Genomic DNA, 17261 nt, shown 5'->3' with positions numbered 1-17261 from the left:
CCTGGCGTGCGCGACCGCAAGGGTGCACCTGCTGCCACAAGCATTACATAGGCTCGTGGGCGGGCTGTGACGACGGATACGGCACATCGTCGTCCGATGATGCCCACGCGGGGAGACGAGGAGGTGAGGAGAGAATGGGATCGTCGCTGCTCCATGCACGTGACCTCGCCGGCTGCGAGCATCGTCTCGCACTGGATGCGACGCATCCCGGCGTGATGCGAGACCGTCCGCAGACCCCGGAGGCCGCACGGCGCACCGAGGCCGCCACGCGCCACCGCGACCGGGTCCGCGAGCTGTTGCGTGCGATACACAGCGACCAGCCGCCGAACACCTTCGTCATCGTCGCCCCCGGCCCGGGCGCCGAACGGTCGGCGAGCACTCTGCGTGCCTGCGCCGCCGGTGCCCGATGGATCTGGAATGCGACCCTGCCCGCCGACCGCGAGCGCGGCCGACGCGGACACTCCGAACTCCTGGTCCGTGTCGGTGACGGCTACCTCCCGATCATCGTTGTCAATCACCGTGCGTCCCACCCCGCCAGGCAGCGTCGACGCGCGTCCGTCGAGGGGTCGACGCAGGCGGTCACCAGTCCCGAAGTTCTCACGAGTCCCGAAGTTCTCACCAGGCCCGAAGTTCTCACAAGTCCCGAAGTTCTCACAAGTCCCGAAGTTCTCACAAGTCCCGAAGTTCTCACAAGTCCCGAAGTTCTCACAAGTCCACTGTGGGGCTGGATTCCGGCCCCGGACCCGTACCGGAGCGTGCGTGGTCACCGCCGCGACCAACTCCGGCTGGCCCACCTCACGCAGATGCTGCTCGACGAGGGGCTCGCCCCTTCGGTGCCCGAGAGCGAGCTGCGAGCCGGGGTGATCGGCCTCGACGCCGACTGCATCGTGGTGCACCACATCGGCGCGTCGTTGTCCGACTATCGGACGGTGTTCGAACGTCGGCAGGACATCGCTTCCGGGGCGGTGAGGACCACCCCGCGGCGTGTCTCGGAATGCCGTGGCTGCCCGTGGTGGGAGAAGTGCGGCCCTGAACTCGAGGCCCGCCGCGACGTCAGTCTCGTCGTCTCCGGTGCGCAGGCCGAGGTGTTGACGGAGGCGGGTCTGGGCACCATCGACCGACTCGCGCACCATGAGGGCCCGGCACCGGAGACGTGGGCGCCGAAGGGCACCTTCGACGACGCGGTGACCAATGCGATCGCCTGGCTCGCCGACATCCCGCTGATCCGCCGCCGGCCGCAACCCCGGGTGCAGCGCGCCGATGTGGAAGTCGACGTCGACATGGAGAGTTACGGCGAGGACGGCGCCTACATGTGGGGCACGCTGCTCACCGACCGGGTCGACCGCGACCGGCCCGTGCGCTACCGCCCGTTCGTCACCTGGCACCCGCTGCCGACCGCCGACGAGGCCCACTCCTTCGCGCAGTTCTGGGACTGGCTGGCCACCGAACGCGACGATGCGCACACGGCCGGGAAAACCTTTGCGGCGTACTGCTATTCCCAGCAAGCCGAGAATCGGTGGTTATTGTCGTCGGCGGATCGATTCGTCGGCGCCGAGGGCGTCCCGACCCGCGGGGAGGTCCAGGCATTCATCGATTCGCCGGAGTGGGTCGACATCTTCGAGGCGGTTGGTGCAAACTTCGTGTGCCCGCAGGGCAAGGGCCTCAAGAAGGTGGCCCCGGTCGCCGGGTTCACCTGGCGCGACGACGAAGCCGGCGGCGCGGCGTCGATGGACTGGTACAAGGCCGCCGTCGGGCTGGCCGGCACCGAACTCGATCTCTCCCAACGTGATCGGCTGTTGGCATACAACGAGGACGATGTGCGTGCCACCAAGGTGCTGCGGGAATGGATGGACCGCGACTGGTCCGACGACGAGACCGCGCGGCGCATCCCCTATCAGCAGGACCTGCTGGCCTTCCGGCGGGCGGGCGTGGCCGCCCGGTCAGAGGCGGGTGGAGCGCAGCGCGTCGAGGAACGGCCCGGTTCCGACGAGGGCGACCGCACCGAGCAGCAGTAGGAGTCCGGGCGAGATGTCGCCGAGGAAGCCACCGACCGCGGCGAGCGTGAGCCGCGGCTGCGGGGCGGGCTCGGCGGTTCCGGGCGCCGGCACCGCCGGTCGCGGCGCGGCGGGGCCGGATCCCGGTCCGCTCGTTGCCGGGCCGGGGCTCGCAGCATCCGGATTCGAGCCGGTGCCGGCCGGACCGGGGCTCGCAGCGGGCGGCGCAGGAGCCGCCGGGACCGGCACCACCGGCGGCATGGGCGCGGCGGCCGACGGAGGCGGGTGAGGCGACCGGTCGAGGTCCGGGGTGCCGCGGCTGCTCGACGGTGCCGAGCTCGAGGTCCGTGGAGGTACGACGCCACCGCCGCGGTGCCGGCGGGTCGTGGTGGATTCATCTGTGCTGGATTCGGGTGTGGTCGTGGGCGTCGTCGGCGTGGGGGTGGTCGCGGGCTCGGTTGTGGTCGTCGGGGAGGAAGTCTCACAGTGATGGTGGTGGTGACAGCAGTCCCCGTGCCAGTGGCATCCCCCCGGGCGTGTCGCCGTGCCGACCGATGAATCGCCCGACGGCGTGCCCGACTCGCCGGATTCGCCGGGCGAGGCGACGGCGACTCCGACCCCGGCACCGAGTGTCAGCATCAGCATGGCCAGGAGCCCGAAGACCAGGAGACCAGGGCGCCGGTTCACACGGCACCACCGAGCCCGCGGTGTCCGGTGGAATCCCATCGCCTGTCTCCTGCGTTCGTGGTTCGTGTTCGCCTCGAATTCACCGATCTGTGACTGTAGGGTCACAGATGGATCACGGCCAATGGACATCTGCAACATTGATTGTGATCAAGGCCACAAAACCTTCTGGTGTGCTGGCCATGCGGGTGAAGTAGAAGTTGTGGGGGGTTCAAGCAATGATTGATGATAGCTGGCCGTTGCGGAACTCTCGGTTTACGGTCTTTAATGTTTGCAGATGCAAGTTTCAGGTTTCGGAGAAGGTATGATGTCACGAGGCGATGAACGGCCCGCAGGAACGACGATGGGGGCTGCCGATAGGCCGGTCGACACCGACCCGGGACTTTTCGCGCGCCGACTAGAAGAACTGTTCCGCACAGTGCCCGGCCCCAACGGCCGGGCCTACAGCGCGAAGGCGATCGCTGCGCGATCGACCGAGCGAGGATTTCGGCTCGGCGAGTCCTACCTGAGCCAGCTGCGCTCGGGTAAGGCGAAGTCGCCGTCGTTCCGGACGGTCGAGGGGATCGCGGCTGCGTTCGGGGTCGATGTGCACTACTTCCTCGAGGACCGCGCAGCTCAGCGCACCCGCGATGAGATCGACTTGATGCGGCTACAGGCCGACACCAACGTGCAGCTCGCGGCCTTTCGGCTGGCCGGTCTGTCGAGCGATTCGGTGACCGTGGTCAACGAACTGATCAAGGTGCTGCGTGATCAGCAGGGGCTGCCCAAGGACCCACCGGATATCGTGGCTGCCGGGTTGACCGAAGAGCAGGCCGACGCGCGCCTGCGCGTGGTCGGCGGCAAGGAGATCGAGGACTGATCCCTGCGTCGCCGCGGCCTGTTCCGCCACGATGAGGAGATCTCCGCGATGCGCAGTTCGCGCGCCATGTGGTCGTTGTGCCGGTCGGTGCTCGGTCCGCTCGGACTCGATCTGCCGCTCGACGTCGACCAGCTCTGCGAGCGGTACGGCGCACAGCGCGGCCGGCCGATCCGATTGCTCGCGCACCCGCTGCCTGCCGGGGTGCCCAACGGCGTGTGGCTTGCCGCCGAGGACGCCGACTACTTCTTTCACCAGGCGAACACCACGCGCTGGCATCGCGACCAGATCGTCATCCACGAGTTCGCCCATCTGATCTGCGGGCACCAGATGCTCGCAGACATGCCTGCGGTGCTCGCCGGCCTCAGCGACGCCGACGCCGACTCCTCGCTACAGCGCACGTGTTATGACGACGAGCGTGAACGGGAGGCCGAGACGGTGGCCTCGATGATCCTGACCTGGGCCGCGCAAGCGCGGGACGGCGTCGGCGCGACCTCGGCGCACCCGGACGTGCGGGGACTGCAACGGCTCCTCGGAGGCCACAAGGGGTGGCTGTGATGTCCGGGCAGGCGTGGATCCCCCGATTCGGCGCAGCCGACCCACACCCGGGCGGCACCCTCGCCGCGCACTGGCTGACGGCCCCGGCCGCGATCAACGTGTTGGCGCTGGTCGCCTTCACCGCGGCGCTGTGCTGGCGGATCGATCAGATCCGACGCCACGGTGGCGGTCTGCAAGCGCTGGCGATGACGGTCGCGGTGGCCGCGCTGACGCTGGCCTTCGTGGTGAGCAACAACTCGGCGTCGCACACGATCGACGACTGGATCGTCGCCGGCGCGTCGCGCTTGTGTTTCTACGGTCTGCTCGCGCTCGGGGTGGCCTCGCTCATCGTGGTGTTCTTCTATCCGGGGGCGAAGGTCAGTCGCGAGCGCCGGGCGGGCGTCGAGGCCGTGCCCCTCGTCGCCGCCCTCGTCGGGCTGCAGGTCAGTCTCACGTTCGTCCCGACGAATATGCGCGAAGCATCGTTGAGTCACTGGACGCTGACCAACTGGGGCTACGCCCTGTTCTATCTCATCGCCTGCGGCTATCTGGCCTACGGCTTTTCCGCCTGTGTGCGCAGCGTCCGGAGGTATCTGGCGCTATCGGGTGGATACCTCCGCACCGCGCTGACCATCTTGATCGCCGGGCTGGCACTGCTCGCGGTCGGTGCCGTCATCCAGATTCTGTACGTGCTGGGCAATGCGACCGGGGTCGCCGACGCCGGGTGGCTGCTGGCCACGAGCCGATGGGTCGAGGCGCTGGGCGTCGTGGGTTTCTTGATCGGCATCAGTTTCCCGATGGTGCACGCCAAATGGCACGGGCTCACCGCGCGCCGGCGCCGCCGTCGCCACGCGCAGGAGTTGCTGCCGCTGTGGGAGTTGGTGACCGGCGCCGTCCCCGAGGTGGTTCTGCCCGACACCGGACGGATCTCGCCGACGGCACTGCTGCATCGCCGGGTGATCGAGATCCGCGACGCGATCACCCAACTCGGCCCCTTCCTGCCCGACGCCTTCGACTACGCCACGACCGAGGTCCGGGCAGCGATGGTGCGCATGGCTGCCGCGCGCCGCACCGACGAGGGAATGCGCTCGGGAGCGGTACGTGACGTGCTGCCGGCCGTCGGCGACGGCCTCGAAGGAGATGCCGCACCGCTGCTGGAGTTGTCGGCGGCACTCGCCGCGCTCCCCGAGATAGGCGAGGAACCCGAAGGCGAGGACCCCGAAGGCGAGGACCCCGAAGGCGAGGAACCCGAAGGCGCGACCGGCTGATCGGCGGCGGGCGCCTCAGCGGGTCGCGTCGTCCGGGTGCCCATGCGCAGGGACCAGGGCCGCCTGCGCACGGCGGTCGCGCTCTCGGCGACGATGCACCCACCGGATGTAGACCGAGCCGACACCGATGAGCGCGACCACCGCGGTGATCGTCCCCACGATGACCGGCGTACCGGCCGACGAGAGCCCCTCGACGAGCAGCCAGCCGGCGAAGACGAAGAACAACACCGCCGCGCCGCGGGCGATGAGGCGTTCGGGCAGGTGCTTGCCCACGGTCATGCCGACCACGATGGCCAGCGCGTCGGCGGCGACCATACCGATCGTCGACCCGATCCAGACGCCGGCCCAGTTGTTGTCGGCGGCCAGGGTGATGGTGGCCAGCATGGTCTTGTCGCCGAGTTCGGCGAGGAAGAACGACGACATGACGGCCAGGAACACCGACGCGCCGACGCGCTCGGCCCGGGCCTTCTCGTTCTCGTCGAGGTCGTCGCCGCGCAGCGTCCAGAGACCGAAGATCAGCATGGCCAGTCCGCCGACGATCGACATCAGGTCCGACGGGATCGACAGGCCCAGGAAGTGGCCGAAGAACACCGAGACCGCATGCACGGCGGTGGTGGCCACGGTGATGGCCGCGAGGACGATCCACCACTTGTAGCGCAAGGCGTACGTCATGGCCATCAGCTGCGACTTGTCACCGAGCTCGGCGACGAAGATCACGCCGAAACTCAAGAGCAGGGCAGCAATCACGTCGGCCAGGTTAGACATGCCTCACTCGCGGCGCAACGTCTCGCCAACCCACATTTGTGCAGGTAGGAGGCCCAAAAATGAAAGTTGGGGATACCTGAAACGGGGTCTCAGGCGGCGAGCAGCATCGCCAACACCGCGGTATCGGGGTCGGCGTTCGGGTCGATGCCGACCTGATTGCGCAGGTTCACCACGGTTCCGTCGGCCTCCGCCTCGGCCCAGCCCGCGCGGTGTTCGAGCCCGAGTTCGGGCAGACCCGGTAGCAGTACACAGCCCGAGGCGACCTTTGAGCATTCCGGCAGCGAGGGCCGGGTGCGTGACGGCGGGTGCAGCATCAGCAGTGCCGGCGGATTGGTGAGGAAGCGTCCCGCCTCCAGGAAACTGTCGTCGACCACGTTGCCGACGGCCACCATCATGCCCACGGCGTCGTCGTCGGCTTCATCGGGACGGTCCTCGACGACGCCGAAGATCGTGGTCGTGGGCAGAAAACCGGGACGGCACGCGATGCGGACCGAGGCCACCAGCGTCTGGGTCCACTCGAGAGTCGACTCCGGCCAGCGCCCGGAGATGAGGATGCCGTTCAGTTCACCTTCTTGATGGACCGGCGTGAGCCCGATCGGGGTCGACTGCATGGTGTCTCCCTCCTGCGAGGTGCGGTGAACCGGCCGCGGACAACCGGTGAAGAAAATATCCTCCCGATGCGCACCACGGACAACTCGAATCACCGGATGTGACGGTACTTTTACCTATCCGGCACCCCCCTGGTGGTCGCCGCCGCGCCACCGCGGCCGGGCGCAAGCCCGACGCGTCGGATCGGACGTCGGTGGGCCCAGGCACACTGGATGGGTGCGACCAAAGACCGAGACCCTGCCGGCGGGGCAGGCGAGTGTGCCCCGCGGACCGCTGCGCCCGGTCGAAATCGCTTCGATCGCGATCTTCGGGGGCCTGGCCGTGGCGACGGTCGTCATCGCCGCGGTCATCCCACTCGCCAGCGCGGTGCGCGTACTCGCGCCGGTGCCGCTGGCCCTGATCGCGGCCCGCAGCCGGCCGCGGGCCACCGTTGCCGCAGCCATCGCGACGACCGGGGTGGCCTTCGCGATGGCCGGCACCGGGGCGGCGATCTCGGTGTTCGGGTCGGCGGTGCTCGGCGGCATCATCGGCGAGATCAAACGCCGCGGCCGGGGCGCCCCGACGATGCTGCTCGCCGCGCTGCTCACCGCGCCGGTGGTGGCCGCGGTGACCGTGCTGATCCTGCTGATCCTGCGGCCGCTGCGGGAACTGGTGCTCGCCGCGCTCTCCAACTCGATCGAGGGTGCTGCCCGCTGGATCGGCAAGATCCCGTCCATTGGCAGCGGAATCGCCCACGGGCTCAACAGCGTTCGATCCAGTGTCGTCGACTATTGGTGGGCGTGGGTGCTCGTGTCGGGGGCCGTGGGCACCTTCATCACCATCGTGGTGGCCTGGTGGATTCTCGGTTCGGTGATCGAACGGCTGGCCGACGTGAGCAGCGTGGACACCATCGACTCCGGGGAGGCGGCGTCCCCGGCCGCCGACGACGCCACGATCGCACCACTGCCGATGGCGCTACACGACGTCGAATTCGCCTATGAGCCGGGCGGTCGCCGCATCCTGCGCGGTATCGACATGACCATCGAGTCCGGCGAATTCATCGCCGTCGTCGGCGCGAACGGTTCGGGCAAGTCGACGCTGGCGAAGATCCTCGCCGGCCGGCACCCGTCGACGGGCACGGTGAGCCGCCCGGGTGCGGCGGGACTCGGCCGGCTCGGCGGCACCGCGATGGTGCTGCAGCGCCCCGAGACGCAGATGCTCGGCTCGCGGGTCGCCGACGACGTCGTCTGGGGCCTTCCGGCCGAGGCGAACGTCGACGTCGATGCACTGCTCGCCGAGGTGGGTTTGTCGGGCCTCGGCGAGCGCGAGACGTCGGATCTGTCCGGTGGCCAGCAACAACGCCTGGCGATCGCCGGCGCACTGGCCCGTGATCCGGCGCTGCTGATCGCCGACGAGGTGACCTCGATGGTCGACCCACAGGGCCGCGAGGAGATCATGGCGCTGCTCACCGAACTGCCCCGGACGCGTGGAGTGGCCGTCGTGCTCATCACCCACCGCGCGTCGGAGGCCGTGGCCGCCGACCGCGTCGTGCACATCGTCGACGGCCGGGTGGCGCCGCAGGCACCGGCGTGGATGCCGGGCGCCGGCGCGGCCGCGGAGTCCGCCCCCGAGACGGTCGGCGCGGCCCACGCGATCGGCCATCGGCGCCCGGTGCTGCGCCTGGATCGGGTCGGGCACACCTATCTGGCGGGCTCGCCCTGGGCGGTGACGGCCCTGCATGCGGTGACGTTGACCGTCAATCGTGGTGACGGGCTACTCATCGTCGGCGGAAATGGTTCGGGCAAAACAACTCTCGCGTGGATAATGGCCGGCCTCATCGCGCCGTCTGAGGGTAAGTGTGAACTCGTCGGTGACGGGACAGGACCGGACGGTGAGACCGCCCAGCAGGTGACCAGCTGCGTCGGCGAGGTGGGGCTGGCGTTTCAGCACGCCCGGCTGCAGATCCAGAAGCAGAATGTCGGCGAGGAGATCATGGCCGCCGGCGGCGAAAAGGTCGGCACCAACGAGGTGGCCCGCGTGCTCGAGTCGGTCGGATTGCCGAGGTCGATCGCGGCGGCACGCACCGATTCGCTTTCCGGCGGACAGATGCGCCGAGTCGTCCTGGCCGGACTGCTGGCCCGTAAGCCGGAGGTGCTGGTGCTCGACGAGCCGCTCGCCGGACTCGATCCCGGCGCACGCACCGAGGTCATCGGCGTGCTGGCGGGTCTACGCCGCGCCGGCATGACGATCGTGATCATCTCCCACGACTTCACCGCACTCGGTGACGTGTGCGATCGTCGCGTCCATCTGGTGCACGGTGTGCTCACCGAGGGCGGCGAGGACGAGGTGGATTCCGGCGCGGAGAGTGCCGGCGACCCCATGGACGGCGATCATCACGACGGGGCCGATGCGGCCCGGCCGTCGGTGTTCCGAGGGAAGGGGCACCGCGAATGACGATGCGCACGGTTCCGTTACGTCAGGTACCCGGCGACTCGGTGATCCACCGGCTCTGGGCCGGAACGAAACTCATCGTCGTGTTCCTCCTCAGCGCGATGACCTGGGTGCTGCCCTCCTGGCCCGCGCTCGGTCTGGTCGCCGCGACGTTGCTGATCACCGCGCTGCTCGCGGGCATCCCGCTGGGTGCGATTCCGCGTCCGCCTTGGTGGTTCTGGGCGCTGATCCTCGTCGGGGCGGCGGTGAACGCGGCCGTCAGCCTGTCGGCGGTGGTCATCTTTGCCCGTGCCACCGCACTGGGACTGGTACTGGTGGCCACCTCGATCCTGGTGATCTGGACGACGCCACTGGCCGAGGTGTCGCCGGCCATCGCGACCCTGATGCGCCCGCTGCGCTGGTTGCGTCTGCCCGTCGACGAGTGGGCCGTCTCGATCGCACTGTGTCTGCGTGGCCTGCCGATGTTGATCGAGGAACTGCGACTGTTGCGGGCGGCGCAGCGGTTGCGGCCGAAGGCCCCGGCCGATTCGGGTCATCCGGCTGCGGAGATGGGGATCATCGACATGGTGGTGGCGGCGATGTCCTCGGCGCTGCGCCGCTCCGAGGAGATGGCCGAGGCGATCACCGCGCGCGGCGGTACCGGCAGGCTGACCGCCTATCCGTCCCGGCCGCATCTGACCGATGCGGTGGTGCTGGTCGTGATCGTCGCCGCCTGCGCGGGCGCCATCACGGCGACGGTGCTGCTTTGAGCTGATCGCCGACGAAGGCTGTTGGGCCGAGTGTTTCGGCGCCGCGGTCCTGCTGACACGAACGGCGGCCGACCCCCGGCAGGGAGTCGGCCGCCGTCGGCGGTGAAGGAGAGAAAGAACTCAGGCGGGGACGATGAGGCCCTTGCCCTGAGCGGTCGCACGACCGAAGCGCTCGGCGGCGTCGGCCCAGTTGACGACGTTCCACCAGGCCTTGACGTAGTCGGGCTTGACGTTCTGGTAGTCGAGGTAGAAGGCGTGCTCCCACATGTCGAGCAACACGATCGGGATGATCGCGGCGGGGATGTTCCCGCTCTGATCGGTCAGCTGCAGGATCACGAGCTTGCCACCGATGGTGTCATAGGCCAGGACCGCCCAGCCCGACCCCTGCAGTGTGGTCGCCGCAGCGGTGAAGTGGGCCTGGAACTGGTCGAAGCCACCGAACTGGTCGTCGATCGCGGCGGCCAGCTCGCCTTCCGGCTTCCCGCCACCGTTGGGCGACAGGTTCTTCCAGAAGATCGAGTGGTTGGTGTGCCCACCCAGGTGGAATCCCAGGGTGGCCGACAGTCCGTAGACCTTTCCGGCGATCGAGCCGTCTGCCCGCGCCTCGGCCAGCTTGTCGAGGGCGTCGTTGGCGCCCTTGACGTAGGTGGCGTGGTGCTTGTCGTGGTGGAGCTCCATGATCCTGCCGGAGATATGCGGCTCCAGTGCCGCGTAGTCATAAGGCAGGTCCGGCAAGGTGTATTCAGCCACGGTAATCCTCTCTTCGCACATACCGTTCGGGTATTGCTTTCACTATCGACACGCGCGTGATCGCCCGGGTGGACGCCGCCTCGCGGATGGTTCCACCCTTCCCCAGTACATGGGGGAATGCAACAAACGCGCGCCAATATACTTCAACCCGAGTTGAAGTATCCCGATGAGGAATACGCCCGAATCTGCTCGCGCACAACGCTTTACGCGATCACGTCGGGCGTCGAATCCCGGTCATCGAATTCGTGGAGACCCCGGCGATCCTCAGAGCAGTGCGAGGGCGAGCAGCAGAACGGCGAGCGCCAGGATGCTGACCCCGATGCCGATGCAGGACGATCGGACGTCGTAGGCGACCCGGCCGACCGGCCGGCCTGCCGACCGCGATGGCCGAAGATTGCGAGTCGCGTCAGTGGCCATCATCTGTCCTCCGGGTACGGGCTGCGTCAAGTGACGGTCGTCACATCCGCCGTCGCCATCATAGACGCGGTTGATCTGCGGGCTCAAGTTCGCGTGAAGTTCGCCGCGTAGGATCGGACCATGTCGTGGCTTGCCGAGCTCCTGTCCTCCCATTCCGCCAAACAGCAATTGATCAGCGCCGACGCGGCGTTGCCGGGCCGCACGACGCCGGTGCAGCAGGCAGCGGAGAACATCATCACCCATCATCCGATGCGCGGCGATTCCCCTGAGCAGGGCACCGGGATCGGCACGTTCCCCGACGGTCTCGACGCGGTGGTACTGGCCGGTGGCTGCTTCTGGGGCGTCGAGGAGATCTTCTGGCAGGTGCCGGGAGTGTGGACGACCGCCGTCGGCTATGCCGGGGGCTTCACGCCCAATCCGACCTATGAGGAGACCTGCACCGCGCGCACCGGTCACACGGAGTCGGCGCTGGTGGTATTCGACCCGGCACGGATCGACCTCGACGGCATTCTGCGGATCTTCTGGGAGAACCACGACCCGACCCAGGAGATGCGGCAGGGCAACGACATCGGCTCTCAGTACCGCTCGGCGATATTCACGAGCTCGGCGGCCGACGCCCAGATCGCCCGTGCGAGCGCGGAAACGTTCCAGAAGGCGCTCGACGCCGCCGGACTCGGGCCGATCACCACCGAGATCGCGCCGCTCGAGCAGGCCGGCGACGGCCACTTCTACTACGCCGAGGACTACCACCAGCAGTACCTGGCGAAGAATCCACACGGGTACCGTTGCCACGCCGCCACCGGCGTCGGCTTCGGGGGCTGACCGCTCCGAGGTGGCCCAACCCATCACCGCGGGGCAGTGGAACCGCACGCTGCTGCAACGCCAGCATCTACTCGCGCGCGTCGACGAGGACGCCATCGAGGTCATCGATCGTCTCGTCGGTATGCAATCGCAGGATCCCGCATCGGCGTTCTTCGGATTGCATTGCCGCATCGACGGATTCGAGCCGCCTGAGCTCGACGCCTTGCTCATCGACCGTGAGATCGTGCGGATCGCGTTGCTGCGCAGCACCATCTTTCTCGTCGACGGCCAGGATGCCCGCTGGATTCGCCCGCTCGCCCAGCCGGTGATCGACGGTGAGCTGCGTGCGGCGTACGAGCCGAAGCTCGTCTCGACCACGTCCCCGCCGGTGATCGCCGACGCCGTCGAGTTGCTGCGGGCCGCGCCGATGACCGGTGACGAACTCGGCCGCGAGCTGGCGCAACGGCATCCCGGGGAGAACCCGTCGACGCTGACCGGGATCGCGCGCTGCGCACTGCCACTGGTGCAGATCCCGCCGCGCGGACTCTGGCAGGGCAGTGGGCGGCCGACCTATCGGCTCCTCGACGACTGGATCGGTCCCGGCGAGCCGGCGCTCGACGGGGATGAGGCGCGTCGTGAACTGATCCGGCTCTACCTGCGCGGATTCGGCCCGGCGTCGATCGGCGCCATCCAGAAATGGTCGGGACTACGCCAATTGCGCGGTCTCGTCGAACAGATGGAACGCGATTGGGAGCTCGCCGTCTACACCGGTCCGCACGGGCAGATGCTCTACGACCTCGAGGGGCTCGACCTCGCCGATGCGGACCAACCTGCGCCGGTACGGCTGATCGCGCCTTTCGACCACATCCTCGTCGCCCAGGGCGATCGGGTGCGCATCGCCGATGACGATCTGTTCGGTCGCACCGTCACTCCCAACGGACGCTCACCGGGCTTCATCCTCGTCGACGGCCGGCTGGCCGGGGTGTGGCGGATCCCGCCGGGCTCGACGGTGGTGCAGACCGAGTTGTTCGCCGGCGGATCGCCGGAGGTGCGGGCCGAACTCGACGACGAGGTGTCGCGGCTCGGAGAGTGGTTGTCGGAGTGGCTGTCCCGGGAACGGTGAGTGGGTGGGTCACTGTCCGGTGCGGGGATTGCGGTCGGTGATGCAGTAGCGACGGCCGACCGGATCGGCCATCACCGTCCAGTGCGCAAAGCGCGTCACCACTGTCGCGCCCCAGCCCTCGTGGCGGCCCACCTCGTCGACCACCGATGTGGTGGCGAGGTCCAGATGCGCCGACGCGCGCACCGGGAAGCCGTCGTCGCCGGTGCCGGAATCCAAGCGTTGCAGCAGGATTCCGAGGCCGAGTGCCCGATCGCGGCGCAATCCGATGAGTTCGGGACGAGAGCCGGGACGGGTCGGCCGGCCGGTGAGCAGCGACCAGAAGGTGACCTCACGGTCGAACATCGTCGGCGGCACGTCGATGCAGATCTGATCGATGATGGAGATCGTGTCCTCGGGCCAGCGGATCGGGCCGGAGCGCCGCGGCGTGCCATGAACCGGGACGAGACAGAACCGCATGCCGGCCGGCGACTCGTAGACGAGGTGGGTGGGATGGTCGGCGACGAGGCTGCCGCCGAGTTCGGTCACCTCGACGGCCGCGCGACGCGGGTCGTCGAGGTGGATGTCGAGGTGGACGCCGCCGGGGCCCTCCTCGATGCGCTGTACCCGCAGGTGGGAGTCGCCCGTGAACGGTTCGAGCGTCGCGAATTCGCGGTGGGGCCCGCGCGGCGGCGACACGGTCGACCCGGTGATGGCGCGCCAGTAGGTGACCTCGGTCCCGAACTGCGCCGCGGCGAAGTCGAGGTATGCCGTGAGCCACCGGATCTGCACGTCAGCAGTGTAGGGGCGGACCGGCCGCGCCGGTGGGACACGCCGCTGCGCGACGCCCTAGACTCGGCGGGATGAGTCGTGGACCGATCGGGCGAATCGCGAAGAAGCTGGCCCACAAACGGGCCGACAAGGTTGCGGTGGTGCGCTTGGACGGGGCGATCGGGCAGGGTGGTCCCGGCCGATCCGGATTGTCGACCACCAGCGTCGAGCCGGTTCTCCGACGAGCTTTCGATACCGAGCACCTGCGTGCGGTGGTGATCGTGATCAACTCGCCGGGCGGCTCGCCGACCCAGTCGGAGTACATCGCCGAACGCATCCGTCAGCTCGCGTCGGAGAAGGACGTGCGGGTGCTGGCGTTCTGCGAGGACGTCGTCGCCTCCGGTGGCTACTGGATCGCCTGCGCGGCCGACGAGATCTATGCCGCGCACACCTCCCTGATCGGATCGATCGGCGTGGTGTCGTCGGGATTCGGGTTCGTCGACGTCCTGAGTCGCCTCGGTGTGGAGCGACGCCTGTACTCGGCCGGCGAGAACAAGACCCGTCTCGATTCCTTCTCCCCGGAGAAGGCCGACGACGTCGAGTGGTTACAGGGGCTGCAACGCCAGCTGCACGAGTCGTTCATCGGGTGGGTGCGTCAGCGTCGCGGTAAGCGGCTCGACGCCGCCGATGAGGTCTTGTTCAACGGCGACGTGTGGATCGGCGAGCGCGCCGCCCGACTCGGGCTCGTCGACGGCATCGGTGTCATGCGGTCGGTGGTGGCCGAGCACTATCCCGACGCGGAGATCACCGTCATCGAAACGCCCAAGCCGTTGCTGGCCCGCGTCGTCGGTGATCAGGTCCGGGCGTCGGTGGTGGCCGAGTCGCTCATCGGCGGTGCGGTGAACGCCCTCGAACGCGCCAGTGCAGTGCGTCTGCACTGACCTGTTGGCGCCGGTCTGACAAATATGCGTTGTTGTCCCCAAGTTATCCACAGGCACTGGGGATGGCTGTGAATGATGCGCGACATCCGCGGAGTGCACTGACGTGAACACTTTGACGCGTTACTGTTGCGAACCCGTGATCGCCATCACACTTGATCAAGTGACCACGATCATTTCTCCACAGATTCCACAGTCTCATCCACAACTTGACACTCGCGCTGTGCTGCACATCACAGTCGATACCGAACCCCATGTGGATAGCGTTATGCAGGGGTGCATAGTCGGCTGTGGCCGGGGTTGACGTTGTCAAATCGAGCGTCGCGCGGCTGGTTCGGAGTCTTTACCCGCCAGATCGCGCAGTAACTCCTCGACAGGCCGACGCCGGTACCGGCGGCGCTGTGCGACCATGGATTCGTGAGCATCGGCGAGATTCCGCAGGTCCCCGTAACCGAGCTGCCGGACGACTTCAGCGCCCACACCGACAAGCTGCTGCTCGATGTCCGAGAAGACGACGAATGGGCGGACGGGCACGTCCGCGGTGCCATGCACATCCCGTTGGGGGAGGTTCCCGCGCGACTCGGCGAGATCGATTCCGACGCCGACCTCTATGTCATCTGCCTGTCCAGCGGCCGCTCATTGCGGGTCCTGCAGTACTTGCAGCAGGTCGGCTACGACGGAACCTGTGTGCGGGGCGGCATGATGGCGTGGCGTGAGGGCGGCAAGCCGGTCGAGACCGGAACGGGGCCGGCCTGAGCATGCAGGATCTCTGTCCGCGTTGCCGCATCCAGGCACCGCACCGTGACGGCCGTACCCGGTGCCCACGGTGTGGTGGTCCGCTCACCGTGGTGGCCTCCGACGCCCAGGCCGCGGCCGTCATCGCAGCCTTTCGGTCGCCGGCCCCGGTGCCACCCCCGCCGCCGCGGCCGGGCGGGGGAGGTCCCCACCGTGGCGGCGGCGCGCCGCGGATGTACGGCAGCAGGCAGGTTCGCTGGGTGGCACGCCGCCCGGCCGGTACGCTGCCGCCGCCGCGCCCACCGCGTCGTGTCGGGCCGCGGCCGATCCCGCGCTACGCCTACCTCCCCCGATGGGGCCTGCTCGATTCCCCGGACGCCGCCGACCAGACGCCGAATGTACGCGCGCGTCTGGGCGCGGCGCTGACCACCGCACTGCAGATCGCCGGCGCCGCATTCGTCGCGTCGACGTGTGCCCATCTGCTGCAGTACCTGTTGCTGGTGGTCAATCGTTCGACGACGCTGCCCGGCTGGCTCATCGCACTCAGTACCGTCCTGGTGTTGGCCTCCGGTGCGCTCGCAATTGCCGGATACGTCTATGCGACAGTCATTTTCGTTCGTTGGCTACTTGCGGTCCGGTCTGGGGTGTTCGCCGACCGCGGCTTCTTCGATCCCCGTCCGCGCTGGCAGATCATCCCGCTGGCGGCGATCCCCCTCGTCAACGTGGCCGGTGCGGCCCTGTTGCTCCACGAACCCGCCGCCACCCTCGACGACGTCGCGCGCGGCGCGGCGCTCGCGCACCTGCGAAAGCTGTGGGTGGGGTGGGCGGTGGTCAACGCGGTCGCCGTCGCCACCGTCATCACCTGGTGGGTGGGGGCAGCGTCCGGCTCGATCCAGACGGGCGCGAACGCATTGTTCATGGTCGTGCTCTGTGCGGCCGTCTCGGCGGCATTCGCCTACTGGGCCGCGTCCCGGCTGCCGTCGGTGTTCTCACCGACCGCCGCGCCGGAAAAGGTTCCGGCACATCGATGGGTGGTCGTCGGATGAACGTCGCCGAGCAGGTCTCACGGTCGGGTAAACCCGCGGTCGTCGCGCATCGCGGGGCGTCGGCCGATCTGCCGGAGCACACCCTCCAGGCGTATGAACTCGCGCTCGAGCAGGGTGCCGACGGGCTCGAGTGCGACGTCCGCCTGACGGCCGACCACGAGCTGGTGTGCGTACACGACCGCACCATCGAGCGCACGTCCGACGGCACGGGCATCGTCAGCGAGATGACCCTCGCCGAGCTGCGCGAATTCGACTTCGGCAGCTGGCATCCGTCGGGCAAGCCGGCCACGGTGCTGACCCTCGCGGAATTGCTGACCCTGACCCTCGATTGGCGCCGGCCGGTGCGGCTGTTCATCGAGACCAAACATCCGGTGCGGTTCGGGAGCCTCGTCGAACAACAGTTGCTGGCCCAACTGCACAACTTCGGGGTCGCCGCACCCCCGTCGGCCGATCACAGTCGCGCCGTGGTCATCTCGTTCTCCTCGGCCGGAGTCTGGCGCATCCGCCGCCACGCGCCCATCCTGCCGACGATCCTCCTCGGCGAGACCGCTCGGGTGCTCGGCGGCAGTGCGGCGACCGCGGTCGGGGCGACCGGCATCGGCCCCTCGATCCAGACGTTGCGGTTGCATCCCGAGATCGTCGACAAGGCGGCCGCGGCCGGCCGCGTCACCTACTGCTGGACCGTCGACGACGTCGCCGACGTACAGCTGTGCGCCGATCTCGGCGTGCGCTGGATCGCCACCGATCACCCGCAGAAAGTGCGGGACTGGCTCGTCACCGTCGACTGATTCGGGTCGATGCCGCCGGGCAGC

18 protein-coding genes are annotated in these 17261 nt (G+C 68.4%); 12 read left to right on the top strand and 6 right to left on the bottom strand.

Annotation, left to right across the window (positions count from 1 at the left end):
• Positions 1 to 134: 134 nt before the first annotated feature.
• Entirely contained in the window at positions 135 to 2015 is a 1881-nt protein-coding gene (locus tag ACLQ3C_RS05560; protein WP_425704038.1) for a TM0106 family RecB-like putative nuclease, read from the top strand.
• On the opposite strand, the gene ACLQ3C_RS05555 is transcribed toward ACLQ3C_RS05560, so the two are convergent.
• Complete coding sequence (locus tag ACLQ3C_RS05555) at positions 1941 to 2246, bottom strand: hypothetical protein (protein ID WP_425704037.1); 306 nt, start codon at positions 2244 to 2246, stop codon at positions 1941 to 1943. The genes ACLQ3C_RS05560 and ACLQ3C_RS05555 overlap by 75 nt on opposite strands.
• A gap of 775 nt (positions 2247 to 3021) precedes the next feature.
• Here ACLQ3C_RS05555 and ACLQ3C_RS05550 point away from each other — a divergent pair.
• Genes ACLQ3C_RS05550 through ACLQ3C_RS05540 form a run of 3 tightly spaced genes read left to right on the top strand, consistent with a single transcriptional unit; the run spans position 3022 to position 5339 of the window.
• Entirely contained in the window at positions 3022 to 3537 is a 516-nt protein-coding gene (locus ACLQ3C_RS05550; RefSeq protein ID WP_425704036.1) for an XRE family transcriptional regulator, read from the top strand.
• Positions 3538 to 3585: 48 nt separating this feature from the next.
• Positions 3586 to 4092, top strand: a complete 507-nt coding sequence (locus ACLQ3C_RS05545) for a hypothetical protein (RefSeq protein WP_425704035.1) — start codon at positions 3586 to 3588, stop codon at positions 4090 to 4092.
• Entirely contained in the window at positions 4092 to 5339 is a 1248-nt protein-coding gene (locus ACLQ3C_RS05540) for an MAB_1171c family putative transporter (RefSeq protein WP_425704245.1), read from the top strand. The genes ACLQ3C_RS05545 and ACLQ3C_RS05540 overlap by 1 nt, the downstream gene beginning before the upstream one ends.
• A gap of 15 nt (positions 5340 to 5354) precedes the next feature.
• On the opposite strand, the gene ACLQ3C_RS05535 is transcribed toward ACLQ3C_RS05540, so the two are convergent.
• Both ACLQ3C_RS05535 and ACLQ3C_RS05530 read right to left on the bottom strand, forming a co-directional pair.
• The gene (locus ACLQ3C_RS05535) at positions 5355 to 6086 is read right to left on the bottom strand and encodes a TMEM165/GDT1 family protein (protein ID WP_425704244.1); all 732 of its coding nucleotides are present in this window, start codon (positions 6084 to 6086) and stop codon (positions 5355 to 5357) included.
• A 107-nt stretch (positions 6087 to 6193) separates the two neighbouring features.
• The gene (locus tag ACLQ3C_RS05530; RefSeq protein WP_425704034.1) at positions 6194 to 6715 is read right to left on the bottom strand and encodes a peptidase; all 522 of its coding nucleotides are present in this window, start codon (positions 6713 to 6715) and stop codon (positions 6194 to 6196) included.
• Between the two features lie 214 nt (positions 6716 to 6929).
• Between ACLQ3C_RS05530 and ACLQ3C_RS05525 the strand changes: the two genes are divergently transcribed.
• Complete coding sequence (locus ACLQ3C_RS05525; protein WP_425704033.1) at positions 6930 to 9146, top strand: ABC transporter ATP-binding protein; 2217 nt, start codon at positions 6930 to 6932, stop codon at positions 9144 to 9146.
• A complete protein-coding gene (locus ACLQ3C_RS05520; protein WP_425704032.1) occupies positions 9143 to 9892 on the top strand; it encodes an energy-coupling factor transporter transmembrane component T family protein in 750 nt (249 codons plus the stop codon). Before ACLQ3C_RS05525 ends, ACLQ3C_RS05520 begins: the two co-directional genes overlap by 4 nt.
• A gap of 120 nt (positions 9893 to 10012) precedes the next feature.
• Here the strand turns inward: ACLQ3C_RS05520 and ACLQ3C_RS05515 are convergent, their stop codons facing one another.
• Both ACLQ3C_RS05515 and ACLQ3C_RS05510 read right to left on the bottom strand, forming a co-directional pair.
• Positions 10013 to 10642: a superoxide dismutase gene (locus ACLQ3C_RS05515; RefSeq protein WP_425704031.1), complete on the bottom strand. Its 630-nt coding sequence runs from the start codon at positions 10640 to 10642 to the stop codon at positions 10013 to 10015.
• Between the two features lie 264 nt (positions 10643 to 10906).
• Entirely contained in the window at positions 10907 to 11059 is a 153-nt protein-coding gene (locus tag ACLQ3C_RS05510; RefSeq protein WP_425704030.1) for a hypothetical protein, read from the bottom strand.
• 120 nt (positions 11060 to 11179) lie between these two features.
• Here ACLQ3C_RS05510 and msrA point away from each other — a divergent pair, with 120 nt between their 5' ends.
• Complete coding sequence (gene msrA, locus ACLQ3C_RS05505; protein WP_425704029.1) at positions 11180 to 11881, top strand: peptide-methionine (S)-S-oxide reductase MsrA; 702 nt, start codon at positions 11180 to 11182, stop codon at positions 11879 to 11881.
• Positions 11882 to 11891: 10 nt separating this feature from the next.
• The gene (locus tag ACLQ3C_RS05500; RefSeq protein ID WP_425704028.1) at positions 11892 to 12983 is read left to right on the top strand and encodes a winged helix DNA-binding domain-containing protein; all 1092 of its coding nucleotides are present in this window, start codon (positions 11892 to 11894) and stop codon (positions 12981 to 12983) included.
• A gap of 9 nt (positions 12984 to 12992) precedes the next feature.
• Here the strand turns inward: ACLQ3C_RS05500 and ACLQ3C_RS05495 are convergent, their stop codons facing one another.
• Positions 12993 to 13751 carry a VOC family protein gene (locus ACLQ3C_RS05495; RefSeq protein ID WP_425704027.1) on the bottom strand — a complete coding sequence of 253 codons (759 nt, stop codon included), beginning with the start codon at positions 13749 to 13751 and terminating at the stop codon, positions 12993 to 12995.
• Positions 13752 to 13822: 71 nt separating this feature from the next.
• Between ACLQ3C_RS05495 and ACLQ3C_RS05490 the strand changes: the two genes are divergently transcribed.
• The 4 genes from ACLQ3C_RS05490 (at position 13823) to ACLQ3C_RS05475 (ending at position 17237) form a co-directional block, all read left to right on the top strand.
• Positions 13823 to 14671, top strand: a complete 849-nt coding sequence (locus ACLQ3C_RS05490) for a S49 family peptidase (RefSeq protein WP_425704026.1) — start codon at positions 13823 to 13825, stop codon at positions 14669 to 14671.
• 420 nt (positions 14672 to 15091) lie between these two features.
• The gene (locus ACLQ3C_RS05485; protein ID WP_425704243.1) at positions 15092 to 15424 is read left to right on the top strand and encodes a rhodanese-like domain-containing protein; all 333 of its coding nucleotides are present in this window, start codon (positions 15092 to 15094) and stop codon (positions 15422 to 15424) included.
• A 92-nt stretch (positions 15425 to 15516) separates the two neighbouring features.
• A complete protein-coding gene (locus ACLQ3C_RS05480) occupies positions 15517 to 16449 on the top strand; it encodes a DUF4328 domain-containing protein (protein ID WP_425704025.1) in 933 nt (310 codons plus the stop codon).
• Positions 16446 to 17237 (top strand): glycerophosphodiester phosphodiesterase, encoded by a 792-nt coding sequence (locus ACLQ3C_RS05475; protein WP_425704242.1) that lies wholly within the window; start codon positions 16446 to 16448, stop codon positions 17235 to 17237. The genes ACLQ3C_RS05480 and ACLQ3C_RS05475 overlap by 4 nt, the downstream gene beginning before the upstream one ends.
• Positions 17238 to 17261: the final 24 nt, after the last annotated feature.

The organism is Gordonia sp. DT30 (assembly GCF_049844915.1).
Taxonomy (GTDB): Bacteria; Actinomycetota; Actinomycetes; order Mycobacteriales; family Mycobacteriaceae; genus Gordonia.
The sequence above is the reverse complement of the archived record's forward strand: the minus strand, read 5'-3'. Positions and strand labels throughout refer to the sequence as shown.

Bases quoted from the DNA above. Each gene is read 5' to 3' on its own strand.
- ACLQ3C_RS05560 (WP_425704038.1), top strand. From the start codon at position 135: ATGGGATCGTCGCTGCTCCATGCACGTGACCTCGCCGGCTGCGAGCAT.
- ACLQ3C_RS05550 (WP_425704036.1), top strand. From the start codon at position 3,022: ATGGGGGCTGCCGATAGGCCGGTCGACACCGACCCGGGACTTTTCGCG.
- ACLQ3C_RS05545 (WP_425704035.1), top strand. From the start codon at position 3,586: ATGCGCAGTTCGCGCGCCATGTGGTCGTTGTGCCGGTCGGTGCTCGGT.
- ACLQ3C_RS05540 (WP_425704245.1), top strand. From the start codon at position 4,092: ATGTCCGGGCAGGCGTGGATCCCCCGATTCGGCGCAGCCGACCCACAC.
- ACLQ3C_RS05530 (WP_425704034.1), bottom strand. From the start codon at position 6,715: ATGCAGTCGACCCCGATCGGGCTCACGCCGGTCCATCAAGAAGGTGAA.
- ACLQ3C_RS05520 (WP_425704032.1), top strand. From the start codon at position 9,143: ATGACGATGCGCACGGTTCCGTTACGTCAGGTACCCGGCGACTCGGTG.
- ACLQ3C_RS05510 (WP_425704030.1), bottom strand. From the start codon at position 11,059: ATGGCCACTGACGCGACTCGCAATCTTCGGCCATCGCGGTCGGCAGGC.
- msrA (WP_425704029.1), top strand. From the start codon at position 11,180: ATGTCGTGGCTTGCCGAGCTCCTGTCCTCCCATTCCGCCAAACAGCAA.
- ACLQ3C_RS05490 (WP_425704026.1), top strand. From the start codon at position 13,823: ATGAGTCGTGGACCGATCGGGCGAATCGCGAAGAAGCTGGCCCACAAA.
- ACLQ3C_RS05475 (WP_425704242.1), top strand. From the start codon at position 16,446: ATGAACGTCGCCGAGCAGGTCTCACGGTCGGGTAAACCCGCGGTCGTC.